This window comes from Streptomyces sp. NPDC058274, assembly GCF_042881375.1.
Taxonomy (GTDB): Bacteria; Actinomycetota; Actinomycetes; order Streptomycetales; family Streptomycetaceae; genus Streptomyces.
The window spans coordinates 431,814-455,530 of sequence record NZ_JBHVXW010000002.1 but is presented as its reverse complement, the minus strand read 5'-3'; the positions used below and the strand labels follow the sequence as shown (position 1 = coordinate 455,530).

Genomic DNA, 23,717 nt, shown 5'->3' with positions numbered 1-23,717 from the left:
TCTGACCTGCGGAAACGCGATCTGCCTGGAACGGGGGGACGGGACGCGCGCGACGGCTCGGCGTACGGGCGCGGCCGGCCGGGGCACCTGGAGCGGACTCGAAGGCGGCGGGCGAGACCCACGTGAGCGACCGGGCGAGACCCACGTGGGCTGGTGGACGAGACCCACGTGAGCGACCGGGCGAGACCCACGTGGGCTGGTGGACGAGACTCGCGTGAGCGGTCGGGCGAGAGCGGCGTGAGCGGCCGGTCGGAGGAACCCACGTGAGCGGCCGGGTGAACCCACCTGGGCCGGTCGGAGAACCCGCGTGAACGCCCGGGCGAATCCACGTGGGCGGGTGGGAGAAAGCCGCGTCGGCAACCGGGCGCAACCCTCGCGGGTGGCCGGTACGGCGCCCCGGCAGCCCGCCGGGCAGGCGCGGAAACCCGGGGTGGCCGGGCCGTCCGTTCGGCTCTGTCGCGGAGTAGCGTTGAGACACCGAGGGCACTTCGCATACCGGCTGCCATGCCGGAATCGTCCTCAGTGAGAATCGGTGACACCGGGCCGTCCGCGAGTCGTCCCGGAGACGGGTCGGCATCATGTCCGCCACCTTCGACCGCCGGCTGCCGCGGCAATCGCAGCCCGAGACCTCGACCGCCCGCATCACGCTGAAGCCCAAGGGCGACACCCGGGGACTCCTGGACGGCGCCTGGTGGCCCCGCTCCCGTGACCTGACGCGGGAACTGCCCGCGCTGATGGACGTACTCGATCCCCTGTGGGGCCGTGTCACACGCGTCGCGGTCAATCCGACGTACTGGCCGGCGGTTCCGCACCAGATCCCCGTCCACGGACACGTGGTGAAGGTCGGCTGGTTCACGGCGGAGCTCGACCCGCACAAGATCCTGCTGCTGTCGTACTCCGTCGGCCGCTGGGACCTGCTGGTGATCCCGCCCGAGACCAGCCCCGCCTCGGCCGAGCGCCTGATGGCGGCGGCCTCCGGTGACGAGGGCCTCCCGCTGACCGCGAGCGCGCTCATGGCGGCGGCGCACGAGGACGAGGACGACGCCGCCTCGGCGGACGCGGTCGTCACGGATCTGCCCGAGACGGTCGTACCCGGCCGGCCCGAACCTCTGATCGTGGGGACGTGACGGTCATGGACGCGTTCCTGACCGCTGCCGCGTTCATCCTTCTCATCGTCGTCGCGGCGCTCGTCATCCACCGGCTCAACGCCCAGCACGACGAGCGAATCGCGCTGCACACCTACAGCCCGCGGCTGCCCGGCACCCGGCATGGGTCCGGCGCGCAGCCCCCGTTCCCGTCGCCGGACGCCCCCGAGGCTCCCGCCGCCGCCCAGGGCGGTCGCGATCACCGCGACGGGGGCCGTGGGCGACTGCGTCCGCGCCGCCGCACGCACGACGCGAGTTCACAGGCCGGGTGAGTCCGCACAACCCGGAGGCGTGCCCCCGCGGGCACGCCTCATCGGCGCCGCAGGGGCAGCGCCGGCATTCCACAGGCCTCATGGATGCCGCACCGGCACCCATGAGCAGAGGAGCATCGCATGGGCGTATTCATTCTTCTTCTGGTCATCGTCGTGGTGCTGGCCGTGCTGGCCGCCGCGCTGGCCATCAAGGTCGTCAAGCAGTTCGAGATGGGCGTGCTGTTCCGCTTCGGACGGCTGATGGGGACCCGGGCCCCCGGTCTCCGGTTCATCGTCCCGTTCGTCGACGTACTGCACCGGGTTTCGCTGCGGATCGTCACCATGCCGATCCAGTCCCAGGGGATCATCACGCGGGACAACGTCAGCGTGGACGTGTCGGCGGTCGCCTACTTCCGGGTCGTCGACTCGGTGAAGTCGGTCGTCGCCATCGAGAACGTCTACGCGGCGATCAACCAGATCGCCCAGACCACCCTGCGCAAGGTCGTCGGCCAGCACACGCTCGACGAGACGCTCTCTGAGACCGACCGCATCAACCTGGGCATCCGCGAAACCCTCGATGTGACCACCGTCGCCTGGGGCGTTGAGGTCACGCTCGTCGAGCTGAAGGACATCCAGCTCCCCGACAGCATGAAGCGCGCGATGGCCCGCCAGGCCGAGGCCGAGCGGGAGAAGCGAGCGAAGATCATCAGCGCCGAGGGCGAGTCGCTGGCCGCGGCCGCGCTCGGGGACGCCTCGGACACCATGATGGCCCACCCGCTGGCCCTCCAACTGCGCAATCTGCAGAGCCTGGTGGAGATCGGCGTGGACAAGAACAGCACGGTCGTCTTCCCGGCCCCGCTGATGAGCACGATCGGCGAACTCGGCACCTTCCTGGCCCGGGAGAGCGCGGCCTCGGCCGCGGCCGTCTCGGCCCACGACAGTGCCAGGTCGGACGCCGAGCGGGACGCCGCGAAGGACCGCCGGGCGGACGCCGCCGCGGACACCGGCCCGAACGGCCAGGCGGAGAGCGGAACCGACGGCGGGACCGACGACAGGACCGACGGCCCGGCGCTCGGCACGGCGGACCCCGTCGAGGCCCTCGTCACGCCCGCCTCGCCCCCGCCCGTCGTCCCGGCCGTCAACGGCTCGGTGGAACAGCCCTGAGTCCGGGGCCGGCGGCAGTCGTGGCCGTGCCACCCCGGTGGCACGGCCATCCGCACAGGAGAGGTGAGCGTCATGCTGAACAGAGAGAGAACCGTCCTGCCGTACCGGGAGACGGCCGTCCTGCGGTTCCGTGACCGCAACCGCCGTCACCAGTCGGTGCCCGGCGGGCTCGGCCCACGGGCGGCGCGTGAGAGAGCCCGGGCACCCGTCCCCGGCCACCCGGTCCCCGGCTCCCCGGCCGCCGTCCGCGTACCGGAGCCGGCGCCCGCATCCGTGTCCTCGCCCGGTGCCGAGCGGCCGCCCGCCGCGACCGGCCTCGCCGAGGTCCGCATCATCGCCGCGCACCCCGACACCGCCCAGCTCGTCGCCCAGGTGCTTCGCCGGTACTTCTCCGGCGACGAGCCCCGCAGTTATCCGGCGGGCGAGGACGGCAGCGGTACGCTCCTCCACTTCACGGTGGACACCGGGTTCCGCGGGGACACGGGGTTCCGCGGGGACACGGGGTTCCGCGGGGAGACCGGGACCGACGATCCGCCGGCCGACGCCGCCGGGCCCTGGCTGACCAGCAGCGGTACGCACGCCCGGCGTTCGCACGAGGACGAGCCGGGCTGACCCCGGCCACCGCGAACCGTGGTGCGACAGCCCCGAGTTGCGGCGGTCGCCGCCGGTGATGCGTCACCGGCGACGACCGCGCCGCCCTGCCGCGCCGTCCCCCCGGGCGGCGGTTCCAGGGCATGTGGTCCTCCATCGGTTCGCGCCGGTACGCGGGAGTGCACCGGGGCGAATGCCAACAGGGGACATGTGGCAAGTGCCCGGCCGCGGCACGAGGCGGCGGCAGGGGTACGGGGTGCTGCGGACGGTTGTGGGCGGCTCGGCGACCGGGAAGCTGGGGCGATGGCACCCGGGGGCCTGGGGCGCGGGAAGTCGGGGACTGCGACGGCGACTTCGAAACCGTGGTGAAGGCTCACGAAAGAACCTCTCCCTATTGACCTTAGGTCAACCGGACGGGCGTGGACACCCCCGCGGACGACCCAAGTCCGCACAGCCCCCGACGGCACGGCCGCGAGCACCCCTCCTCGCACACCCGCCTGTACGGCCGCTCGCAACGGATGCCGGACGGCAGGTGAACGGCAGGCGGCCCTGCCCGACCCGTACGAATCCCTCCTCGGCCGCCCGGCTGATGACCGCGGCGACCGACCCGCATCACCGCCTCACCGCGAGCGCCCTCATGGCGGCCGAGGAGCAGCACACCGCCGCGGGGAGTGAAGCCGCCTACGAGCGGGGTTCCGAAGGACGGTGGGAGGGCGAAGGGGGTGCGTCGCCCCGGCTTCCGCGGTCGCGCGACCGCCGTTTCGCGGAAGGAAACGGCGGGGGCGGGGACCCGGCGGCCGGAGGTGCGCGCGCCGGGCCGGACCCGCCCGCCTGATACCGTCCCGACGGCCGCTTCACCCCGCGCCCCGACGGCCGCTCGACCCCGCATCCCGACGCCCGGTTCACCCCGTGGCGTGAGGCACGGTTTACCCCGTCGGCTCGGGTTGTCACGATGTTGGTCCGGGGCTGTGCGTCCCGTGGCCGGGGGAGGTCCGGATGACGACCGAGGTGTACTTGCGCAGGCTGTCGCGCTGGCAGGCCGAGCAACAGCGGGACGCCGTGGCGGACGTCCACGTCGCGGCGTACCACGGGATCGCGGGAGCCGAATACCGCGACCGGCAGGGCTTTCTGCGCCGGTTCGAACAGGACGTGCAGCAGACGGACTTCGACATGGTGGTCGCCGACGGGCCCGGGCTGGCCGCCTGTGCCTACGGCTACCGGGTGGCCCGTACCGGCGCGTGGTGGTCAGGCTTCCGCGGTGAGCTGCCGACGGACATCGAGGAACTCACCGCGTCCGGGCGGACGTTCCTGCTGGCCGAGCTGATGGTGCTGCCCGCCCACCGCCGCCAGGGCGTCGCGACCCGGCTCGGCGAACGGCTGCTCGTCCGGCTCACCACCGACCTGGTCGTCGCGGCCGTGGACCGCCCCGGCGAGGACGGCCGGACGAACGCGGCGGCCGAGACCCTGCGCTCCTGGGGCTGGCAGCGGCTCGGCGAACTCGGCCCCGGCGCAGGGCCGGAGCCGGCGGTACGGGAGGTGTGGATCCGCAGACCGCCGCGCTGATCCGCGGCCCGCGCGGCGGGGTCGCTCCCTTGGCCGCACCGCCTGGCGCCGCTTCCGTCAGCGGGCGGTGGCCGCCGCGGCCGCCGCCATCAGCGGCTCCGCGTCCCCCGCGTCGACCTCCGGCGGCACGACCAGCAGGTCCCAGCGCCCGTGCCCGGGGCTGATCAGGCAGATCGTGTGCCGGCCGTGCGAACCCTCGGTCCGGTGCAGCCGGACCACATGGCCTTCGACGAGCATGCGGCCGGGACCCGAGAACCACATCGCCGAGTTGACGGTGATGCCGGCGATCTGACCCCATGCGGCGGGCAACGCGCCGATCAGCAACGGGAGTTCGACGAGGAGGTCGCGCGAGCGGGGCCACCACGCCCCGTCGATGGGACGCGGGAAGGGGCTGCGCGGCGCCAGCCGCAGCCGGGCGACGGGCTGCGGCGGCAGGGGTTTCAGGACGGTGGCCATGGGGCGCTCCTGTCTGGGGTCCGTCCGCACGGCGGGCCGGCGGCTCGGGTACGGCGGACCTCGGGGCGATGCGGACGAGCGGGGCGGATCGGTCGAACCGGCAGACAGGCAGGCGCCCTTGACTCCGAGGCGGTCGGTACGGCCGGGGTCCGGGGCTGTCCTCGTGGATGCGTCGAGCGGCGTGCGCGTCCGGTGCCACGAGCGGCACGCCGGCCACCAGGGGCCGGACGTACCGCGTGGGCTGTGCCGTGCGGGTGCGCGATGCGGCATGCGTGGCGCGGGTGGGTGGTACGGGGTACGCGGCTCGGGTGAGCCGTGCGGGGTACGCGGCGCGGGTGGGTGGTGCGGGGTACGCGGCTTGGGTGAGCCGTGCGACGTACGCGGCGTGTGCGAGTGGTGCGATGTACGCGGCTCGGGTGAGCCGTGCGACGTACGCGGCGCGTGCGAGCGGTGCGGCGAACACGGCCGGGGTCAGCGGTGCGACGCACGTGGCGTATGCGAGTGGTGCGGTGTACGCGGCTCGGGTGAGCCGCGGGACGTACCTGGCGCGTGCGAGTGGTGCGGTGTACGCGGCCCGGGTGAGCGGTGCGACGCACGTGGCGCGTGCGGGTGGTGCGGTGTCCGCGGCCCGGGTGATCCGCGCAACGTACCCGGCGCGTGCAAGTGGTGCGGTGTACGTGGCCCGTGCGAGCGAGGCGACGCGCGTGGCGCGGGCGAGCGGTGTGCCGCTCGGACACGCCGTGCGGTGTGCGCCGCACGACGTGTCCGGGCGGCGCACGACCGGCGAGGTGCGCCCAGAGGACGCGGAGGCCGACGGACGTCGGCCTCCCCCGTGCCGTCGTCGCGCCGAGCGCGAGCGGTACGGGGGTGAAGCGGGGGCGACTGCCGCGGGGGACCGGGCGGTTGTCGCAGGTGGGCGGCCGGTCGCGGACGGCGCTCGAAGGGCCGGCTGCCGCGGGGCGGGGCCCGACGGCACGGCCCGTGCGTCCGACGCCTTCGGCCGTCATAGGGCGGAACCTGCCCCGGGCGATGCGCTGCCCGGCGTCGTCGTGAGCCGGGGGCGAAACCGGCCCGATCGCCGGCGTACGAGGAGTCCTCGGCCCACTCACCCTACTCCGCCTGCGGGCAAAGGGGACTTGAGCGACGCCGGGTCCGCGGAGCCGGCGGCTGCGTCAGACGGCCTTGCGGGCGAAGCGGAGGGAGGCGGTGACGTTGGTCAGGCCGCGGATCATGCCCAGCTGGTTCCAGCCCAGGCCGAACTCCGCGCGGTCCACCGTGAGTTCGGCGTTCAGGGTGACCGCGTCGGCGTCCGCGTCGGTGACGTGCGCCGTGAAGGACTGCGGGCGGCTGATACCGCGCACGGTCAGCTGCCCGGAGACCTCGACGGTGTCGCCCGCGCCGGGTACGGCGCTGTGGACGGTGAAGGTGATCTCGGGGTGCCGGCCGGCGTCGAAGAAGTCGGCGGAGACGAGGTGCTTGTCCCGCTTGGCGTTCTTGGTGTCCAGGGACGCGGCGTCCAGGGTGAGGGTGCCCGAGGCGGACCCGTCGGGCCGGACCTCGCCCTCGCCCGTCACGGCGGTGTACGTGCCCTTGACGGTGACCAGGCCCCACATCGTCTTGTGCTGGAGGGCGACGGTGGAGCGGGCGGGGTCGAGCTGCCAGAGGCCGGTTTCGACTGCGACAGACATGAGGTTTCTCCTGAAAATGCGGGCGGGGCAGCCGCCGGGGCGGTCTGCCCTGGGGAACGGGGGCGGATGCGGTGCGCGAGCCCCGCAGGCGGGACAGGAGCCCAGTCATCCAAATTTGGACAGTCACACGCTAGCCTGTTATCCAAAAATGAACAACCAGTAGACTGGACGCACCATGGCCGATTCCCCTCCCCCCGCCGTCCCGCCCGGTTGTCCCAACCAGGGCCAGGGCGGACTGCTCCCGGACGAGCTGCGAGCCTGGATGCGCCTGCTGGCCGCGGCCGGGGCGATCGAGCAACAGCTGCGCACGCACGTCAAGAGCGCGCTCGGCGTCTCGCACGACGAGTTCCTGGTGCTGTGCCTGCTCGCGGACCAGCCCGGGGCGGGGCTCAGGATGACCCGGATCGCGGAGCTGCTGGGCCGCCCCAAGACCCGGCTGACCTACCAGGTCGCCTGCCTCCAGCACGCCGGTCTGGTCACGCGCGAGGCCGTCTGCGGCGACCGGCGCGGCGTCGAGGTCACCCTCACCGCAAAGGCCCGCACCCTGCTGAGCGAGGCCTCGGCCTCCCTGGCCGACATCGTCACCGAGGCCATCGCCCGCACGATGGGCCCCCAGGAGCACGCGGCCCTGCGCGGCCTGCTGCGCACCACACCCGACACCGCGGCCCAGCGGGCGGGCACGCCCGACGCCGCGACCCAGCCGGTCAGTACGCCCGAGTCCGCGACCCAGCCGGTCGGCACGCCCGAGTCCGCGACCCAGCGGGCAGGCACCCTCGACACCCCGACCCAGCCGGCCGGTCCGCCCGACGCCGCGGGATAAACAAGGGGAAAAGCCCCGCGCAAGCACTTCGAGTTGGCAGAAGATTGACCAACTGCTGGGAAACGGCGGGAAATTCGAGCGGTAGGTTCTGGCGCATGCCTCCACCGCCCCCACCCCTTCCGGTTCTCCCTTACCGCAAACCCACGCGCGGGCGTGACTATTGGGTTCTCGACAATGTGCTGCCCAATGTGGATGCCGTCCGGGAGCGCTGTCTCGCCAAGGACGACTGGACCGAGGGATATCCCTGCAAGCCCGAGAGCTGGCCCGGTCTGCGGACCATGCCCGGTCTCGAGCCGGCGGAACTCGCGCGCGTGGAAAGGCTCGTAAAAAAAGAGACCGGCGCCCAGCGGCTCTGGCAGGAATCGGCGCCCGGTGGCGGCACGCTGAATCACAACTGCATTCAGGTCGTCGGAAAGGACGAATGCGAGCCGCGTCCGCATACGGATTCGCGCGCGCTGTGCCGATATGCCGCGGTGCTCTATCTGAGTCCGAATGTGCCCAAGGACTGCGGGACGGGTTTCTACCGGCAGAGCCTGCCCGGCGGTGTCCTCGGCGGGAACATGGTGACGGCGCCGCACAACAACCTGGTCGACGCCCTGGGCACGCGGTTCGTCCCGCCCGACGCGTTCACCGAGGACGTCACCGTGCCGCTCCGCTACAACCGGCTGCTGCTCTACACGGCCAACATGATGCACAGCGCGACCGGATACTGGGGCGCCACCCTGGAGGACAAGCGCATGACGGCCGTCTTCTTCTGGATGGCCTGACCGGCCAGGGGCTGTCGTCCACTTCCTCGTCCGCCCGGCGACGACAGGGCCCGCGACGACGCGGCCCGCATTCCTTGCATATGCCAAGTTTTCGCGCCTATCTTGGCGCGTATGCAGTCCTACACCATCGGGCAGGCGGCCCGTCTGCTGGGCGTGAGCCCGGACACCGCACGGCGGTGGGCGGACGCCGGCCGGGTGAGCACCCACCGCGACGAAGGCGGCCGCCGCCTCATCGACGGGCGCGACCTGGCCGCGTTCTCCGTCGAGCTCGCCAGGAACGGCGACGGTGAGGAGGACACCTCCTACACCTCCGTCCGCAACGCGTTCCCCGGCATCGTCACCGCCGTCAAGCTCGGCGACGTCGCGGCCCAGGTGGAGATCCAGGCCGGCCCGCACCGGCTGGTCTCCCTGCTGACCCGGGAGGCCGTCGAGGAACTCGGCCTGGAGGTCGGCATGGAGGCCACCGCCCGGGTGAAGTCCACGAACGTGCACATCGATCGCACGTAGGGGCGACACGGGGGCGGTGGCCCGGCCGCTCAGGAGGTGCCGGTGGCCGTCGCCGTCGAGTACGAGTGCGCGCCCGTTCCGGCCAGCGCACCGCCGTCCACGATCAGGTACTCGTCGCGGATCGGGGTGCCCTCCAGCCACGACTCCAGGATCTCCCGGGTGCCGGCCGCATAGCGCGCCTGCGCGGAGAGCGAGGAGCCGGAGATGTGCGGGGTCATGCCGTGGTGCGGCATCGTGCGCCACGGGTGGTCCGGCGGGGCCGGCTGCGGATACCAGACGTCACCGGCGTAACCCGCCAACTGCCCGCTGCGCAGGGCACGGTCGACCGCGTCCCGGTCCACGATCTTCGCCCGGGCCGTGTTGATCAGATACGCGCCGCGCTTCATGGTGGCGAGCAGCTTGTCGCCGAACAGGCCCTCCGTCTCCGGGTGCAGCGGCGCGTTGATGGTGATGACGTCGCAGTGCGGCGCCATGTCCTCCGCACTCTCGTGGAAGGTCAGCCCCAGCTCGCGCTCGACCTCCGCCGGCAGCCGGTGCCGGTCGGTGTAGTGCAGCTTCACGTCGAAGGGCGCGAGGCGGCGCAGGACCGCGAGGCCGATGCGCCCGGCAGCGACCGTGCCGACGTGCATGCCCTCCAGGTCGTACGAACGGGCCACGCAGTCCGCGATGTTCCAGCCGCCGGCCAGGACCACCTGGTGCGAGGGAAGGTAGTTGCGGACGAGCGACAGCGTCATCATCACCACGTGCTCGGCGACGCTGATGCTGTTGCAGTACGTGACCTCGGCGACCGTCACGCCGTGCGCGATGGCCGCGTCGAGGTCGACGTGGTCGGAGCCGATGCCCGCGGTGACCGCCAGTTTCAGGTTCTTGGCGGTGGCGATCCGCTCAGGGGTCAGATACGCGGGCCAGAACGGCTGCGAGATGACGACGTCCGCGTCGGCCAGCTCCCGGTCGAAGACCGAGCCGTCCCGGTCCTTGTCCGAGGTGACGACCAGGGTGTGGCCGCGCTCCTCCAGGAAGCGCCGCAGCCCGAGCTCTCCGGTCACGCTGCCGAGGAGGTGCCCGGGCGTGAAGTCGGTCGCCTGCGGGGTGGGTGTCGTCTGGCCCCCCGGGTAGTGGTCGATCGCCGGGAGGTCGTCACGGGCGTACGTCGTGGGGTAACCGTCGGTCGGGTCGTCGTACAGCACGCACAGCACCTTTGCCATGTCGCGGCTCCTCAGCTCCGTGGATCGGATGAACTCCCGCGCCGGCCGGCTCCGTTGGGAGAAAACTCCGTCGCCGGGAGTGCTCCTCACCTTCCTCGGGGTGAAATCCGCTGGTCAAAGCGAACGTTGCTATACCGGTATAGGCGCCGGCTATGAACTGCCGTCGGCCAGGTAGGTCTTCAGCAGGGTGTCCAGCGCGTCCCGCACGCCCGCCTCCCGCGCCACGTTGAGCAGCGCTCCGGCGAGGACGGACGCCGGATCGGTGCGGGCGACCACCAGGCCCACCCGGGGACCGTGCACCGGGCCCTCCAGCGGCACCACGGTCATCCCGTCCGGTACGCCGAACATGTGCAGCCAGGCGTGCGAGATGACGCTGGACCAGTGGCCGCTCGGCAGATGCGCGTACAGGCCGGCCACGCTGTCCGACTCGATCGCCGGGGTGGCCGTCGCGCCGTCGGCGGCGAAGCACTCGTCGATGATCCGGCGGTTGCGCATCCGCGGAGTCAGCAGGCACAGCGGCAGGGCGGCGGCCTCGGCCCAGCGGGCGGTGACCGCCGTGGCCAGCGGGCCGTCCACCGGAGTCAGGAGCACATAGCGCTCCTCGTACAGCGGGAACCGGCGTACGTGGCGGAGGGTGTCGTCGTCGAGATACGTCATCGCCGCGTCCAGCTCGAACTCGGCGAGGCCGTGGTTGATCTCCGCGGACGACAGCGACTCCAGGCTGACCCGGGCTCCCGGATGCCGCTCGCAGAACGGGGTGGTCAGCAGGGAGGCGGCGGGCAGCGCGGTGGGCACGATACCCAGGCGCAGGGTGCCGCTCAGGCCGCCGCGCAGCGCCGACAGCTCCTGGTGCAGGGCGTCCCGCTCGGCGAGGATGCGGTGCGCCCAGGCGAGCACCAGCTCGCCCTCCGGGGTCAGGCCCTCATAGCGCCGGCCCCGGCGCACGATCGGCACGTCCAGCTCGTGCTCCAGACGCCGGATCGCGGCGGACAGCGACGGCTGTGAGACGTAGCAGGCGGCCGCCGCCCGCGCGAAATGCCGCTCACGGGCGAGCGCCACCAGATACTCCAGCTGACGCAGCAGCATGCGTCACCTCCGTCCACGGGTGCCGGCCAGCTTCGCAGACACCGTCCAGCCGTGCGCCCGCGGCCGGCCCGCAGGTCAGCCGGCCACCGGCCAGGAGGGGTAGCGGCCGTCCACCCGGATGGCGTTGATCCCGCTGATGTGCCGGGCGCCGCAGCGGTCCTGGGGCAGCACGAGCTGGGGGCCCGCCCCGTCCAGCGGGGTGCCGTCGATGCCGGCGGCGAGCAGCACCGGCGCATGGGCGAGCGGGTGTGTCAGGGACTGGCTCACTGGCCACCACCTCCCGCAGGAACGTACCCGGACAGTGGTCCCGTACAAACGCACATGCGGGCACCCCCCTGTCCTTGACCCGGCTCATGCGATGCGACAGGTGACTTTCGGCCTGCATCTGCGGAAAGATGAACGGCGCATGCCCCATCTGAACAGTCCGAGGGAGTAGACCCGTGACGACCCGTTCCGCGCGCCGGACCCGCCGTACCAGCCGCACCCTTCAGGTGGCCGGCGCCGGCGCCGCCGCGCTGCTGGCCCTGAGCGCCTGCTCCTCCGGCTCCGGCTCCGACTCCAGCTCCTCCGACGCCTCGGGCAAGCCCAGCGCCGCGGGCTCGAAGGAACTCTCCGGGACGGTGACGGTCTTCGCCGCCGCCTCCCTCAAGGAGAGCTTCACGACGCTGGGCAAGGATTTCGAGAAGGCCCATCCAGGGACCAAGGTGACCTTCAGCTTCGGCGGCAGCGACTCGCTCGCCGCGAGCATCACCGGGGGCGCCCCGGCCGATGTCTTCGCCGCCGCCAGCCCCAAGACGATGGCGATCGTGACGGACAAGAAGGACGCGGTCGGCACCCCGGCCACCTTCGTGCGCAACCAGCTGGAGATCGCCACCCTGCCGGGCAACCCGGACAAGGTCGCCTCCCTGAAGGACCTCACCAAGTCGGGTCTCAAGGTCGTGCTGTGCGACAAGACGGTGCCGTGCGGCGCGGCCGCGCAGAAGGCGCTGGACGCGAGCGACCTCAAGCTCACCCCGGTCTCCTACGAGCAGGACGTCAAGAGCGCCCTGACCAAGGTGGAGCTGAAGGAGGCCGATGCCGCCGTGGTCTACAAGACCGATGTGAAGGCGGCGGGTGACAAGGTGGCGGGCGTGGAGTTCCCCGAGTCGGCCAAGGCCATCAACGACTATCCGATCGCCCTGCTCAAGGACGCGCCCAACACGGAGACGGCCAAGGCGTTCATCGCGCTCGTACAGTCCGCCGAGGGCCAGAAGGTGCTGACCGAGGCCGGGTTCCTCAAGCCGTGACCCAGCCCGAGCCCGGGCCCGCGCCCGACCCGTCCGGTGCCGCGGCCGAAGTCCTCGTGGGTGGCACCACCCACGGGGACCGGCCGCGCCGTCGGGGTGTCCGGGCGGGCGTCCGGGGCCGGGTGCCGCTTCCGCTGCTGCTGCCCGCCCTCGTCGGGCTGGCGTTCCTGCTGCTGCCGCTGATCGCCCTGCTGGTACGGGCTCCGTGGCGCGGCCTGCCGGACCAGCTGACCAGCACGGAGGTCTGGCAGGCCCTGCAGCTGTCCCTGATCTGCGCGACCTCGGCCACCGCGGTGAGCCTGATCCTCGGCGTACCGCTCGCCTGGCTGCTGGCGCGGGTCGACTTCCCGGGCCGTGGGTTCGTACGGGCCCTGGTGACGCTGCCGCTGGTCCTCCCGCCGGTGGTGGGCGGTGTGGCGCTGCTGCTGGCGCTCGGCCGCAACGGCGTCGTGGGCCAGTTCCTCGACTCGGCCTTCGGAATCACCCTGCCGTTCACGACGGCGGGGGTGGTGGTGGCCGAGTCGTTCGTGGCGATGCCGTTCCTGGTCATCAGCGTGGAGGGCACGCTGCGGGCCGCCGACCCCCGCTACGAGGAGGCGGCGACCACACTGGGCGCCTCCCGCTTCACCGCGTTCCGCCGGGTCACCCTGCCGCTGATCGCGCCCGGGATCGCGGCGGGTTCCGTACTGGCCTGGGCCCGCGCGCTCGGCGAGTTCGGCGCCACGATCACGTTCGCCGGCAACTTCCCCGGCCGCACCCAGACGATGCCCCTGGCCGTCTATCTCGCCCTGCAGAACGACCCAGAGGCGGCCATCGCGCTGAGCCTGGTCCTGCTGGCCGTGTCGATCGCGGTCCTCGCGGGCCTGCGGGACCGCTGGATGACGGCGTCATGACCGGCATCGACGATCTCAAGGGCGTTCCCGCCACCGGCACCCGCGGCGAAGGGCTGGACGCGCGGCTCGTCGTCGACCGCGGCTCCTTCCGCCTCGACGTGGAGCTGACCGCCGGCCCCGGGGACGTCGTGGCGCTGCTCGGGCCGAACGGCGCCGGCAAGACCACCGCCCTGCGCGCGCTGGCCGGGCTCACCCCGCTCTCCGCGGGCGGTCATCTGCGCCTGGACGGCGCCTCGTTGGACCGTACGCCGCCCGAGTCCCGCCCGGTCGGTGTCGTCTTCCAGGACTATCTGCTCTTCCCGCACCTGTCCGCCCTGGACAACGTGGCGTTCGGGCCGCGCTGTCACGGGGTGCCGAAGGCCGAGGCCCGGGCGCAGGCCGCCGGCTGGCTGGACCGCATGGGCCTGGCCGACCACGCGAGTGCCAAGCCCCGCCGGCTCTCCGGGGGCCAGGCCCAGCGGGTCGCCCTGGCCCGCGCCCTGGCGACGCACCCCCGGCTGCTGCTCCTGGACGAGCCGCTGGCCGCGCTCGACGCCCGCACCCGTATCGACGTGCGGGCGCAGCTCCGGCGCCACCTGGCCGACTTCGAGGCGGTCGCCGTACTCGTCACGCATGATCCGCTGGACGCCATGGTGCTCGCGGACCGGCTGATCGTCATCGAGCACGGGCAGGTGGTCCAGGACGGCAGCCCGTCGGACATCGCCCGCCATCCCCGGACCGACTACATCGCCCAGCTGGTCGGCCTCAACCTGTACCGGGGCCGGGCCGAAGGCCACACCGTGCACCTCGACACGGGCCCCTCGATCACCACGACCGAGGACCTCACCGGCCCCGTCTTCGTGGCGTTCCCGCCCGTCGCCGTCACGCTCCACCGCGACCGGCCCACCGGCTCCAGCGCCCGGAACCTGTGGGAGTGCCGGGTCAGCGGGCTGGAGACCCACGGCGACCAGATCCGCGCGGACCTCAGCGGCGAACTCTCCCTCGCCGCCGACCTGACCACCGTCGCCGCCGCGGAACTCGGCCTGCACACCGGCGCGCCGGTCTGGGCGACGGTGAAGGCCACGCAGACCCACGCCTATCCGGCCTGATCCGTCCGGAAGGCGGGCCATCCGGCTCCCAGGACCCGGGCCACGTCCGGTCCGTCCCCGCCGAGGCCGTCACAGCACCTTGCGCCGGATCAGCAGCCCGAGGGTCAGCAGGCCCGGGATCAGCGGGAGCCAGCCGGTCAGCAGGCGGTAGCCGAGGACGGTGGAGGCCGCCGCGGTGGCGGGGACGCCGGAGAGGGTGAGGGCGACGGCGAGCGCGGCGTCCAGGGAGCCGAGACCGCCGGGGGTGGGCAGGAGGACGGCGGCGCTGCTCGCGGCGAGGTAGGCGAGGGCGACCTGGGCCGGGGGCAGGGGCAGGCTGAGGGACTGGGCGACCGCGATCACCACACCGGCGTGCAGACAGGCGAAGGCCAGCGAGCCGCCCCACAGGGCCCCGGCCCGGGCGGGGAGTTCGTGCACGGCGCGGACGTCCGCCAGCACGGCCCGCACCGCGCGCCGCAGCGGACCGGCGAGCAGCAGCACCGCGCCCACGGCCACCACGGCGGCCACCGCCCAGACCAGCGGCGGAACGTGCGGGAGGCGGAGTACGCCCGGACACACCAGGGCCAGTACGCCGATCAGGGCCGCGCGCACCACGGTGCCGGCGGTCGCCTTGACCGCGAGAGCGGTCGCCGACCGGGCGACCGGCAGCCCGCACCGGGTCAGGAAGCGCAGATTGACCGCCCCCGCCCCGAGCCCCGCGGGCAGCACGTGGTTGGCGGCGGACGCCGCGAACTGCACCGCCGTCAGCCGCCCGGCGGGCAGCGGCTGGGCCACCGCCCCCTGCTGGGCGAGCGCCGAGCACACCCAGGTCGCCACGGTCGCCGCGGCCGCCGTCAGCAGCCAGCCCCGGTCGGCGACGGCGAGCCGGTCCGCCCCGGTCTCGATCACCGGCCAGTGCCGCAGCCCGAACACCGCCGCGCACCCCAGGACGACGAGGCTGATCCCGGCCTCCCAGGGGACACGCCTGCGTACGGCCGCGGGGGCGTCGGTCGGCAGGGTCATGCGCCCGGGGCTTCCGGGGTGTACGGGGTGTACGGGGTGTACGGGGCCACTGGTGCTTGCTGGGCTCGCCGCACTTCGGGGGCTTCGGGCGCTTGCTGAGTCAGCGGCACGTGCTGGGCTTCGAGGGCTTGCGGGGCTCGCGCGGCTTGCGGCGCCTCACCGGCTTCCGGCGCGACGAAGGCGTACAGGCCCGCCACGCGGTGGGCCCGCCAGGTGCGGGCGTAGGACGGCGGCCGGTCCCCCGAGGCCCCGAGGACGGCGACCGGCATCCGCAGCGCGGTCCGCTCGATGGCCGCGGGGGTGGTGTTGGCGTTGTGCCCGCCGACGTTGGCGGAGGCGCACCCGGCGTAGAAGGCGAGCGGAATGGCCTGGTCGCCGGTGAGCAGACAGGGCGGCCGTACGCCCAGACGGTGCAGCTCGGCAGCCGCACGGGTCCACTGGTCGCGGGCGGCGGTGGTGCGGTCCACGGTGTTCGCCAGTACCGCGTACTGGACCGCCAGATGCCCGGCCAGTCCGAGCACCACCAGCGTCAAGACCGGCGCCCGCCAGGAGCGGCCCGTGGCGGTGACCAGGTGGACGAGCCCGTCGGCGACCGGGATCGCGAGCAGGGCGTAGACCGGCAGCAGGAAGCGCGGAGCCGCGTACCCGATCATGAACAGATACGGGAATCCCGCCGTCGTGGCGCAGGCCAGCGGCAGCAGCGTACGGGCGGTGCGCCGGGTCCTGACCGCGACCGCGAGGCCGAGCGCTGCGAGCAGTGGCAGCGCGCACCACCACGCCAGTACGGCGGTGCTCGGCATCGGCCCGGTGCACGGACGGCACAGGGCGCGGCCGCCCAGACTGCGCAGCTGGTCCCCGATCGCGATGTTCCAGCCCAGGCCGCCCTGGATCGCGGAGGCCTCCGCGAGCCGCGCGTCCAGGCCGCCGAAACCGGCGTACGCCTCGACGACCCACTCGCCCGCCCCGGCCACCAGCCCGCCGACCAGCGCCACCAGCAGACCCAGTCGCCGCCGGAGCGGTACGCACACCGCCAGGACCAGCAGGGGCAGGGAAGCCCAGACCGCGTCGGTGGGCCGCATCCAGGCCATCAGCGCGACGCTCGCGGCCAGGCCCCACAGGGCCCCTCCGCCACGGCGGCCGGCACCGCCCGGGCGGTCCCACCCGACGCGGTCCCGCCCCGCGCGGTCCCACCCGACGCGCAGGAAGCAGCCGACGGCGGTCAGGGCGCCGATCGCGACCCAGTAGTTGGGCATGGCCTGCGGGCCGTAGAAGAGGGTCACCCACAGGGTCGCGAACAGAGCGCCCGCGAGCGTCAGGACGCGGGTCGGGAACAGACCGCGCCAGGTGCGCAGCGCCAGGTACAGCCCGAGTCCGGAGAGCAGGGCCAGATAGACCCGCAGGAGTGCGGTGGACGACGACCAGGACGCGACCGGGGCCACCAGGAGGGTGACCCCGCGGGCGCGCGGCGCGCTGAAGAACGCGGCCGGGGCATGGGTGCCGACCTGGCTGACGTACACCGTCTCGTCCCAGCCGAGACCCATCCCCGGCCGTACAAGGGCCAGTTGGGCCAGCGCGAAGGCGCACGCGACCAGGGCAGGCCAGGCCCGGTCGCCGGGGCGCTCCGCCGTGCGGGCGACCGGAGCCGGGCCGCGCCGCCCCGCACCGACGAGCGGCACGTACAGGGTCTTGACCATCGCCCACCCTTCACCCCTGCGCCTCGGAGAGCGCCTCCCGTCCCACGCGACGCAGGACGGAAGGTGGAAGTCCGGAAATCATGGACAAATTACCTCGGGGCGCGGCGGTGCGCAGAGCGGGCCGGGGAGCCGGCGGAGGGCGGTCGGGCCGCGGGTGGGGCGTTCCGGCGCGGTGGCCGGTGGGAACTCGGGGTTCAGGGGGGCGGCGACCCGAGGGCCCGGGACCCTCCATATGAGGGACCGTGGCCGAGGCCCTCCGCTTTCCCCGCCGGGTACGGCACCCGCCTGCCCGGCCCGGTCCGGGTCGAGCAGGCCGGTACCCGGCACGGCGAGCACCGGCGCCCGGACACCCCCGCGACCGCTACGGCACCGCGTGCCGCACCACGCGCCCCCACATCGACGTGTACTGCCGCCACAGTGACCCGGTGACGTACGGAATACCGTGCTCCTCGCACAACTCGCGCACCCGGACGGCCACTTCGGCGTAGCGGTTGCTGGGCAGGTCGGGAAAGACGTGGTGCTCGATCTGGTGGCTGAGGTTCCCGCTGAGGACATGGAAGAGGGGGCTGCCCTCGATGTTCGCCGAGCCCTGGATCTGCCGCAGATACCACTGCCCGCGGCTCTCGCCCTCGATCTCCGCCTCGTCGAAGGTCCGTACGTCACCGGGGAAGTGGCCGCAGAAGATGATGGTGTGCGCCCAGATGTTGCGCAGGCTGTTGGCGGTGAGGTTGCCCAGCAGACAGGGCAGGGCGGACGGCCCCGCGAGCAGCGGGAAGAGGACGTAGTCCTTGGCGAACTGCCGTACGACCTTCCGCGCGAGGCCCGCCACCTCCCCCGCCAGCCGGCCCACGCTCTTGCGTCCGGAGGGCACCGCGTCCGCCTCCAGGTCGTAGAGGGCGATGCCCCATTCGAAGACCGGCGCGAGCAGGGCGGCGTACAGGGGCTGGAGGAGATGGAACGGGCGCCAGGGCTGCTCGGGGCTCATACGCAGGACGGTGTAGCCGAGATCGCGGTCGCGGCCGACGACGTTCGTGTACGTGTGATGCAGATGGTTGTGGGTGTGCTTCCAGGCGTCGGCCGGGGTGAGGAAGTCCCACTCCCAGGTCGTGGAGTGGATCGCCGGGTCGCCCATCCAGTCCCACTGGCCGTGCAGGATGTTGTGGCCCAGCTCCATGTTCTCCAGGATCTTGGCCCCGGTGAGCAGCGCGGTGCCCGCGCACCACGCGGGCGGGAACAGCGAGACGGCGAGGGCGAGGCGTCCGCCGGCCTACAGACCGCGCTGGACGGCGATCACCGTACGGATGTACTGGGCGTCCCGGGCGCCGCGCCCGGCGACGATCCGCGCCCGGAGACGGTCGAGTTCCGCCCCGAACTCGTCAGCCCGGTCGGATGAGTCGAGCGGCGATTCGGCGGCAATGGCTCGGAGGGGTACGACGGTTGCGGTCACGTGGAGCTCCTGTCTGCACCTGGGCCGCCCGGCCGGTCAGTGCCGGAGGGGCGGGACCCGGAGGTCGAGGGCGAGGGGACCTGCCGCACCGTTGACGCAGGTCTGGATCAACTCACCCGGTTCGCCGTGCACTTCACCGGTCCGCAGATCCCGGACCCGGCCATGGAGCAGCGGGACGAGACACCCGAGGCAGACACCCCGGCGGCACCCGTACGGCATGACGACGCCCGCCGCCTCTCCGGTCTCCAGCAGGGGAGCGGCGGCCCCGGAATCCACCTCGACACCGCCGCGGCCGAACCGCACCCGGCCACCGGACAGCCCCGGTTCACCGCCGTCGGGCAAGATCAGGGGAGCGAGCCGGAACCGCTCCAGCCGCAGCCGGTCCCCGACTCCCGCCCCGGCCCAGTGCCCCTCCACCATGTCGAGCACTCCGTCCGGCCCGCAGGCCCAGGTCTCCCGCTCCCGCCAGTCCGGACACAGCGCGGCGATGTGTTCCGCGGTGAGCCGGCCGGCGGCACGGGTGTGCCGCTCCTCCACCCGCAGCCACCCCAACGTCTCGACCAGGACGGCGAGTTCGGAGCGGAAGAGGGACTCCTCGGGAGTCGGCGCGCTGTGCAGGAGGACGACATCGGGTGCGGCGCCCTTCGCCCCGGGGACACGGGGGCCGCGCGCCAGCGTCCGCAGGATGCCCATCACCGGGGTGATGCCGCTGCCCGCCGTCACCATCAGCAGCCGCGCCGGCGGCGGATCCGGCAGCGTGAACTCCCCCTGCGCGGGCCCGAGTCGAAGCACCGTGCCCGGCCGCGTCCGGTGCACGAGGTGCGGTGAGACGCGGCCCCGGGGATCCGCCTTGACCGTGATGGTCAGCTCGCCGCCCGGCGCGTCCGGGGGCGAGGTCAGCGAGTACGTACGCCAGTGCCGTACGCCGTCGATCTCGACGCCGACCGGCAGGTACTGCCCCGCCCGGTGCTCGGGCCGGCCCCGCCCCGGCCGGATCGTCAGGGTCACCGCCCCGGGCCCCTCGGACCGCACGGCGGTGACCCGTCCCGCCGGATGGCGCGCGGACAGCAGGGGGTCGAGCAGACCGAGGTAGTCGTCGGGCGCGAGCGGCGTGGTCAGCCAGGCCGCGGCCCGCATCAGCCGGCCGCCGCTGCGGCCGGCCCAGGACCCGAGCGGCCCTCTGCGCACGGAGGCCGGAAGAAGGGGCGGGGACACGGGCATGCGCGGTGGTCCTCTCCTCGCGGGGCGGGGCGGGGAAGCGCGGGCACCGCGGGTCGCGTCGGCGCAGCTGTCCGCCGGTGCGTCCGGGTGGGGCGCGGGCCGGCTGCCGTCAGACAACCACGGTGCCGTGATCGCGCGTCAGCCCCGGCGCCCGGTTCACGCCGGCCGGGTCACCCCTCCGGCCCCGGGCGCCCCAGCGCGCGACCACCCGCCGCGAGCCGTACGGACGCGGCCTGCGACGACGCCGCCCGCCCCGGCGCTCCCACCGCGCTGCCCGATTGGCCGGAAGCCGTCGTGACGGCACGGGCGAGAGGGGGAGCACCGCCGCGGAAACGGGACGGGCCCGGCACTCCTCGGTGGAGGAGTGCCGGGCCCGTGGGGACCAACAGGGTCGGTCAGGAGCGTGACTTGGCCGTACGGCGGCGGCCGGCCACCGCGAGGGCCGCGCCGGCCGCGAGCAGGGCTGCCGCCCCGCCGGCGATCGGGAGCGTGTTGCCGCCACCGGTCTCCGCGAGGTCGCCCGCCGGGGTCGACCCACCGCCGTTCGGGGTGGGCGCGGCCGCCGTGGTCGACTCCGCGTCGTCCGGGGTCGAGGCCGACGCCGAGGGGGTCGCGGACTTCGACGGGGTCGCGGCGGGGGTCGTGGCCGGCGGGGTGGTCTCCGGCGTACCCGGCGTCTCGGCCGTGCAGTCCTTCGAGCCGCCGTTCCAGGCCGCGATCAGCTTGTCCTTGATGACCGGGTGGTCCGGGCCCTCGGGCACGTCGCCGTGCTCGAAGCCGTCCTTCGCGTCGAGCTTGCCGTCGAACTTCACCTTGCCCCGGTACAGGTCGATCTGCGCGAAGCAGCCGGCGTCCGGCACCGAGATGTCCAGCGAGTCGGTCTCGCCCTGCTTCACCGTCACCGAGTCGAAGTCGTGGAAGACCTGGACCCCGGAGGTCTTGAAGGTCGCACCGTGCGCCCGGTACGCGGCCAGCGACGCCGTGCAGGTCGTCGCGTCCTGCGCGGCCCGCACCTTGACGTGGACCTTGCCGTCCTCGGTGGGCTTGAGGTTCTGGTCGTCGAGACCGACGGAGTCGGCGAAGTCCGTCCCGTTCAGGGAGAACTGGCAGTGATCGGTCTCCGTCACCGTGCCCGGACCCTGCCCCGACGAGTAGGCGCGGCCGCCCTTGTCCCAGCCGTCGCCGCCCGGCGTACCGGTGGCCCACGCGCTGGTCGAGACGGCGGAGAGGGAGAGGACCGCGACGCCCGTCCCCACCAGGCAGCGCATCGTGACACGTCTCGCTATGGACATACGGATCCCATCTGACGTTGCGGGACCCGGACGACGGCAGCGGGCAGCACAGCAACGCCGGGGGCCGGTCGCACCGGGAACAGTGATGAACACTGGGCACACAGGTCACATGTGCCACAGGGACCACATCGTCGATCACCGTGGCAACGGTGTCAACCTCGGTGAAAACACGGCGACTTCACATGCCCTCACCCTTTGACCCCATTAGGAACCACACGTTCCGGCCGGCGCGCGGAGCGCCGCGGCGGGGTGCGGGGCAGAGGAACGCGGTGCGGCAGGACGCGATGCACCGGGGCTCCGTACCTGCGATACATGCGATGCGGTGCGGGGCCGGGCGCGATGCGGTGCGGGCCCGGGAGACCAGGCGGCCCAGAACTCAAGGTCCGGGCCGGCCACGGAGTCACGTCAGGGGAGCACGTCGCGGGAAGCGCTTCACGGAGTCACGCCACGGAAGCGCGTCATGAGATGCGCGCCACATGGCGGAGGCGCCGCCCCGCAGGGGTGGCGCCGGAGTGCGTCGCGGGAGTGGCACCGCGACGATTCGCCTGAGAGGTACGGAGTTACGCGGTCTCGGTCCAGCCGGCCGCGGCGGGGCGGGCGGGAGCGGCGGCGGGGCGGCAGGTGAAGCCCAGCCGGGTGAGGGCGCGGGCGACCTCGAACTCGGTGAAGTCGCGGCGGTCCTGCTTGGTGATCACTTCGCCGACCTGCTTGACGGGGTACGTGTGCGAGCCGATGGTCACGGACGAGCCCGTGACGGGCTCGGGGCGGATGCCGGACATCGACTGCTCCACCTCGCTCTTGATGAGGTCGAACGGGAATCGGGCGATCACACAACGCATGGTGCCTCCGCGGGTTGAGATTCAATGCTGATCCGGACGGGGACGGTGAGTGGCGTGCTGGAGAAAACGCCGGAACCTCTACTCGAAAATGCCCGGAAAACGAAAAAGCAGGTGGCCGGGGCCTGCACCCCGTGGTGCGGGCCCCGGCCACCTGTACGCGTCAGCCAACCCGTGGGTCAGGCGTCAGCCGTGTCCCAGGTCAGGCGGGGACGATGTTCTCGGCCTGCGGGCCCTTCTGGCCCTGCGTGACGTCGAAGGTCACCTTCTGGCCCTCCTGGAGCTCACGGAAGCCCTGGGTGGCGATGTTCGAGTAGTGGGCGAAGACGTCGGCGCCGCCGCCGTCCTGCTCGATGAAGCCGAAGCCCTTTTCCGCGTTGAACCACTTCACGGTGCCAGTAGCCATGTCAATTCTCCTTCGGGAGCAGTGCTCGTGGACCCACACTGTGTGGGCCCGCGTCGCCGCGATGATTGCCCCGTCCGGAAAAGACCGGAAATTCAGAAGCGAGCCGCCCGGTACTGACCGGTAGGCACGCCCCAAGACTTTGGGAACCACAACTGCAACTGAAATCGACAGTAGCACGGGACAGGCCAAGGGGGACGGCCCACTATGTCACCTCGTCCGGGGGAATACCTAAACCTGTCGGCGCATCGCGGATATTTCTACGGCCGCCATGACAGATATTCCGCCGTCGGGCTGATGCTCCGCAGCGACGGTACGGCAGGCGGCTTCACAGGGTCGTCGCGGGCCCGGTGCAGGGGACATCACCCGTACGGTCCGGCGCGGTGGTGGACGCGTACGAGGAGTGGTGCCTTGGGGCAGGGAGCCACGGACGATCACCGTGTCCGCACCCCCCGTGACACGCACCGCCATGACCCGCGCCGGAGGTACCGCCATGAACCGTCGTCCCCGCGTCCTCGCCACCGCTCTGGCAGCGGGCACGCTGCTGACGTCGGCGGCGGCCTGCTCGGGCGGCGGCGGGGGCGGCGGCCGTGGAGCGGGGGACGCGGTGGCGTCCGCGTCCCCGGCGGCCCGGCAGGCCCCGAGCGCACCGGCGTCCGCTTCCGCCGCTCCGGCCGCGCTCACCGAGGCGCAGGCGGGGGCGGCGATGGTCACCGCCGGTGATCTCGGCCCCCGGTGGGCGCCGAGCGAGGGCGCCGCCACCTGGCACGACGCCGTCCTCAAGGCACGGGCCGACCGCCCGGACTGCCAGCGGCTGCTCGACGGCCTATACGAGGACGACCTGCTCGGTGAGCCGTCGGGGGCGCGGGTCGTCACCGGCTTCGACGACGGTGAGAGCGGGGGGCAGCTGCGCTACGAGGTCGCCGCGTACGGGCGGCCCCAGCTGGACGCCGGCATCACCTGGCTGCAGACCATGCCGGTGAAGTGCGGCCAGTTCACGGCCACGAACGCCAAGGGCACCCGGTGGGCGGTCCAGGTCGTCGACTCCTCGCTTCCCGAACTGGGCGACGCACGGCAGGGGTTGCGCATGATGATGACCGGTGACCTGGAGGGCGCCCCCGCCACGCTCACCCTGGACATCGCCTCCGTACGCGTCGGCGACAGTGCCCTCACCCTCACCGACGGCGGCCTCGAAGGCGCCGACGACGAGTCCACCCGACTGGCCTCCCAGCTCGGCACGCAGCGGCTGAAGGACGTCGCCGCCGGAAAGACGCCGGCCGCCGCGTCACCGGCGGCCCAGGAGGGCTAAGCC

Annotated in this window: 23 protein-coding genes and 1 pseudogene; 12 read left to right on the top strand and 12 right to left on the bottom strand. The window is 73.0% G+C overall.

The window, feature by feature from the left end:
- Window positions 1-578: 578 nt before the first annotated feature.
- The 5 genes from ACFVYF_RS06515 to ACFVYF_RS06495 all read left to right on the top strand — a co-directional run bounded on the left by ACFVYF_RS06515 (window position 579) and on the right by ACFVYF_RS06495 (window position 4,714).
- Window positions 579-1,127, top strand: coding sequence for a DUF5994 family protein (locus ACFVYF_RS06515; RefSeq protein ID WP_389451655.1), 549 nt, complete (start codon window positions 579-581; stop codon window positions 1,125-1,127).
- 5 nt (window positions 1,128-1,132) lie between these two features.
- A complete protein-coding gene (locus ACFVYF_RS06510; protein WP_389452123.1) occupies window positions 1,133-1,417 on the top strand; it encodes a hypothetical protein in 285 nt (94 codons plus the stop codon).
- Window positions 1,418-1,537: 120 nt separating this feature from the next.
- Window positions 1,538-2,560, top strand: coding sequence for a slipin family protein (locus ACFVYF_RS06505; protein ID WP_389451653.1), 1,023 nt, complete (start codon window positions 1,538-1,540; stop codon window positions 2,558-2,560).
- Between the two features lie 72 nt (window positions 2,561-2,632).
- Window positions 2,633-3,172 (top strand): hypothetical protein, encoded by a 540-nt coding sequence (locus ACFVYF_RS06500; protein WP_389451651.1) that lies wholly within the window; start codon window positions 2,633-2,635, stop codon window positions 3,170-3,172.
- Window positions 3,173-4,147: 975 nt separating this feature from the next.
- Window positions 4,148-4,714, top strand: coding sequence for a hypothetical protein (locus ACFVYF_RS06495; protein ID WP_389451649.1), 567 nt, complete (start codon window positions 4,148-4,150; stop codon window positions 4,712-4,714).
- A 57-nt stretch (window positions 4,715-4,771) separates the two neighbouring features.
- Here the strand turns inward: ACFVYF_RS06495 and ACFVYF_RS06490 are convergent, their stop codons facing one another.
- Both ACFVYF_RS06490 and ACFVYF_RS06485 read right to left on the bottom strand, forming a co-directional pair.
- A complete protein-coding gene (locus ACFVYF_RS06490; protein ID WP_389451647.1) occupies window positions 4,772-5,170 on the bottom strand; it encodes a DUF5994 family protein in 399 nt (132 codons plus the stop codon).
- A gap of 1,172 nt (window positions 5,171-6,342) precedes the next feature.
- Window positions 6,343-6,858 carry a YceI family protein gene (locus ACFVYF_RS06485; RefSeq protein ID WP_389451644.1) on the bottom strand — a complete coding sequence of 172 codons (516 nt, stop codon included), beginning with the start codon at window positions 6,856-6,858 and terminating at the stop codon, window positions 6,343-6,345.
- A gap of 175 nt (window positions 6,859-7,033) precedes the next feature.
- Between ACFVYF_RS06485 and ACFVYF_RS06480 the strand changes: the two genes are divergently transcribed.
- The 3 genes from ACFVYF_RS06480 to ACFVYF_RS06470 all read left to right on the top strand — a co-directional run bounded on the left by ACFVYF_RS06480 (window position 7,034) and on the right by ACFVYF_RS06470 (window position 8,952).
- Window positions 7,034-7,678: a MarR family transcriptional regulator gene (locus tag ACFVYF_RS06480; protein WP_389451641.1), complete on the top strand. Its 645-nt coding sequence runs from the start codon at window positions 7,034-7,036 to the stop codon at window positions 7,676-7,678.
- 95 nt (window positions 7,679-7,773) lie between these two features.
- Entirely contained in the window at window positions 7,774-8,445 is a 672-nt protein-coding gene (locus ACFVYF_RS06475) for a DUF6445 family protein (protein ID WP_389451638.1), read from the top strand.
- 111 nt (window positions 8,446-8,556) lie between these two features.
- Entirely contained in the window at window positions 8,557-8,952 is a 396-nt protein-coding gene (locus ACFVYF_RS06470) for a molybdopterin-binding protein (RefSeq protein WP_389451636.1), read from the top strand.
- Between the two features lie 29 nt (window positions 8,953-8,981).
- On the opposite strand, the gene ACFVYF_RS06465 is transcribed toward ACFVYF_RS06470, so the two are convergent.
- The 3 genes from ACFVYF_RS06465 to ACFVYF_RS06455 all read right to left on the bottom strand — a co-directional run bounded on the left by ACFVYF_RS06465 (window position 8,982) and on the right by ACFVYF_RS06455 (window position 11,510).
- Complete coding sequence (locus ACFVYF_RS06465; RefSeq protein WP_389451633.1) at window positions 8,982-10,157, bottom strand: NAD-dependent formate dehydrogenase; 1,176 nt, start codon at window positions 10,155-10,157, stop codon at window positions 8,982-8,984.
- 150 nt (window positions 10,158-10,307) lie between these two features.
- The gene (locus ACFVYF_RS06460; protein ID WP_389451630.1) at window positions 10,308-11,243 is read right to left on the bottom strand and encodes a LysR substrate-binding domain-containing protein; all 936 of its coding nucleotides are present in this window, start codon (window positions 11,241-11,243) and stop codon (window positions 10,308-10,310) included.
- A gap of 75 nt (window positions 11,244-11,318) precedes the next feature.
- The gene (locus ACFVYF_RS06455) at window positions 11,319-11,510 is read right to left on the bottom strand and encodes a hypothetical protein (protein ID WP_389452146.1); all 192 of its coding nucleotides are present in this window, start codon (window positions 11,508-11,510) and stop codon (window positions 11,319-11,321) included.
- A 173-nt stretch (window positions 11,511-11,683) separates the two neighbouring features.
- Between ACFVYF_RS06455 and modA the strand changes: the two genes are divergently transcribed.
- The 3 genes from modA to ACFVYF_RS06440 are packed head-to-tail and all read left to right on the top strand — an operon-like array spanning window position 11,684 to window position 14,510.
- Entirely contained in the window at window positions 11,684-12,529 is an 846-nt protein-coding gene (gene modA, locus ACFVYF_RS06450; protein WP_389451627.1) for a molybdate ABC transporter substrate-binding protein, read from the top strand.
- The gene (gene modB, locus ACFVYF_RS06445; protein ID WP_389451624.1) at window positions 12,526-13,422 is read left to right on the top strand and encodes a molybdate ABC transporter permease subunit; all 897 of its coding nucleotides are present in this window, start codon (window positions 12,526-12,528) and stop codon (window positions 13,420-13,422) included. The genes modA and modB overlap by 4 nt, the downstream gene beginning before the upstream one ends.
- Window positions 13,419-14,510, top strand: a complete 1,092-nt coding sequence (locus tag ACFVYF_RS06440; RefSeq protein ID WP_389451621.1) for an ABC transporter ATP-binding protein — start codon at window positions 13,419-13,421, stop codon at window positions 14,508-14,510. The genes modB and ACFVYF_RS06440 overlap by 4 nt, the downstream gene beginning before the upstream one ends.
- 69 nt (window positions 14,511-14,579) lie before the next feature.
- Here the strand turns inward: ACFVYF_RS06440 and ACFVYF_RS06435 are convergent, their stop codons facing one another.
- The 7 genes and pseudogenes from ACFVYF_RS06435 to ACFVYF_RS06405 form a co-directional block, all read right to left on the bottom strand.
- Window positions 14,580-15,512, bottom strand: a complete 933-nt coding sequence (locus ACFVYF_RS06435) for a YbhN family protein (protein WP_389451618.1) — start codon at window positions 15,510-15,512, stop codon at window positions 14,580-14,582.
- The gene (locus ACFVYF_RS06430; protein ID WP_389451615.1) at window positions 15,509-17,206 is read right to left on the bottom strand and encodes a hypothetical protein; all 1,698 of its coding nucleotides are present in this window, start codon (window positions 17,204-17,206) and stop codon (window positions 15,509-15,511) included. The genes ACFVYF_RS06435 and ACFVYF_RS06430 overlap by 4 nt, the downstream gene beginning before the upstream one ends.
- Before the next feature lie 361 nt (window positions 17,207-17,567).
- Window positions 17,568-18,623 (bottom strand): annotated as a pseudogene (locus tag ACFVYF_RS06425) (fatty acid desaturase family protein).
- 66 nt (window positions 18,624-18,689) lie between these two features.
- Window positions 18,690-19,790 (bottom strand): ferredoxin reductase, encoded by a 1,101-nt coding sequence (locus tag ACFVYF_RS06420; protein WP_389452120.1) that lies wholly within the window; start codon window positions 19,788-19,790, stop codon window positions 18,690-18,692.
- A 479-nt stretch (window positions 19,791-20,269) separates the two neighbouring features.
- Window positions 20,270-21,166, bottom strand: coding sequence for a hypothetical protein (locus tag ACFVYF_RS06415; protein ID WP_389451612.1), 897 nt, complete (start codon window positions 21,164-21,166; stop codon window positions 20,270-20,272).
- A 560-nt stretch (window positions 21,167-21,726) separates the two neighbouring features.
- Window positions 21,727-22,005 carry an SCO5918 family protein gene (locus ACFVYF_RS06410; RefSeq protein ID WP_389451609.1) on the bottom strand — a complete coding sequence of 93 codons (279 nt, stop codon included), beginning with the start codon at window positions 22,003-22,005 and terminating at the stop codon, window positions 21,727-21,729.
- Window positions 22,006-22,204: 199 nt separating this feature from the next.
- A complete protein-coding gene (locus ACFVYF_RS06405; RefSeq protein WP_010986199.1) occupies window positions 22,205-22,408 on the bottom strand; it encodes a cold-shock protein in 204 nt (67 codons plus the stop codon).
- A 490-nt stretch (window positions 22,409-22,898) separates the two neighbouring features.
- Here ACFVYF_RS06405 and ACFVYF_RS06400 point away from each other — a divergent pair, with 490 nt between their 5' ends.
- Window positions 22,899-23,714 (top strand): hypothetical protein, encoded by an 816-nt coding sequence (locus ACFVYF_RS06400; protein ID WP_389451607.1) that lies wholly within the window; start codon window positions 22,899-22,901, stop codon window positions 23,712-23,714.
- The last annotated feature ends 3 nt before the right edge of the window (window positions 23,715-23,717 follow it).

Bases quoted from the DNA above. Each gene is read 5' to 3' on its own strand.
- ACFVYF_RS06515 (WP_389451655.1), top strand. From the start codon at position 579: ATGTCCGCCACCTTCGACCGCCGGCTGCCGCGGCAATCGCAGCCCGAG.
- ACFVYF_RS06510 (WP_389452123.1), top strand. From the start codon at position 1,133: ATGGACGCGTTCCTGACCGCTGCCGCGTTCATCCTTCTCATCGTCGTC.
- ACFVYF_RS06505 (WP_389451653.1), top strand. From the start codon at position 1,538: ATGGGCGTATTCATTCTTCTTCTGGTCATCGTCGTGGTGCTGGCCGTG.
- ACFVYF_RS06500 (WP_389451651.1), top strand. From the start codon at position 2,633: ATGCTGAACAGAGAGAGAACCGTCCTGCCGTACCGGGAGACGGCCGTC.
- ACFVYF_RS06495 (WP_389451649.1), top strand. From the start codon at position 4,148: ATGACGACCGAGGTGTACTTGCGCAGGCTGTCGCGCTGGCAGGCCGAG.
- ACFVYF_RS06490 (WP_389451647.1), bottom strand. From the start codon at position 5,170: ATGGCCACCGTCCTGAAACCCCTGCCGCCGCAGCCCGTCGCCCGGCTG.
- ACFVYF_RS06485 (WP_389451644.1), bottom strand. From the start codon at position 6,858: ATGTCTGTCGCAGTCGAAACCGGCCTCTGGCAGCTCGACCCCGCCCGC.
- ACFVYF_RS06480 (WP_389451641.1), top strand. From the start codon at position 7,034: ATGGCCGATTCCCCTCCCCCCGCCGTCCCGCCCGGTTGTCCCAACCAG.
- ACFVYF_RS06475 (WP_389451638.1), top strand. From the start codon at position 7,774: ATGCCTCCACCGCCCCCACCCCTTCCGGTTCTCCCTTACCGCAAACCC.
- ACFVYF_RS06470 (WP_389451636.1), top strand. From the start codon at position 8,557: ATGCAGTCCTACACCATCGGGCAGGCGGCCCGTCTGCTGGGCGTGAGC.
- ACFVYF_RS06465 (WP_389451633.1), bottom strand. From the start codon at position 10,157: ATGGCAAAGGTGCTGTGCGTGCTGTACGACGACCCGACCGACGGTTAC.
- ACFVYF_RS06460 (WP_389451630.1), bottom strand. From the start codon at position 11,243: ATGCTGCTGCGTCAGCTGGAGTATCTGGTGGCGCTCGCCCGTGAGCGG.
- ACFVYF_RS06440 (WP_389451621.1), top strand. From the start codon at position 13,419: ATGACCGGCATCGACGATCTCAAGGGCGTTCCCGCCACCGGCACCCGC.
- ACFVYF_RS06435 (WP_389451618.1), bottom strand. From the start codon at position 15,512: ATGACCCTGCCGACCGACGCCCCCGCGGCCGTACGCAGGCGTGTCCCC.
- ACFVYF_RS06430 (WP_389451615.1), bottom strand. From the start codon at position 17,206: ATGGTCAAGACCCTGTACGTGCCGCTCGTCGGTGCGGGGCGGCGCGGC.
- ACFVYF_RS06420 (WP_389452120.1), bottom strand. From the start codon at position 19,790: ATGCGGGCCGCGGCCTGGCTGACCACGCCGCTCGCGCCCGACGACTAC.
- ACFVYF_RS06415 (WP_389451612.1), bottom strand. From the start codon at position 21,166: ATGTCCATAGCGAGACGTGTCACGATGCGCTGCCTGGTGGGGACGGGC.
- ACFVYF_RS06410 (WP_389451609.1), bottom strand. From the start codon at position 22,005: ATGCGTTGTGTGATCGCCCGATTCCCGTTCGACCTCATCAAGAGCGAG.
- ACFVYF_RS06405 (WP_010986199.1), bottom strand. From the start codon at position 22,408: ATGGCTACTGGCACCGTGAAGTGGTTCAACGCGGAAAAGGGCTTCGGC.
- ACFVYF_RS06400 (WP_389451607.1), top strand. From the start codon at position 22,899: ATGAACCGTCGTCCCCGCGTCCTCGCCACCGCTCTGGCAGCGGGCACG.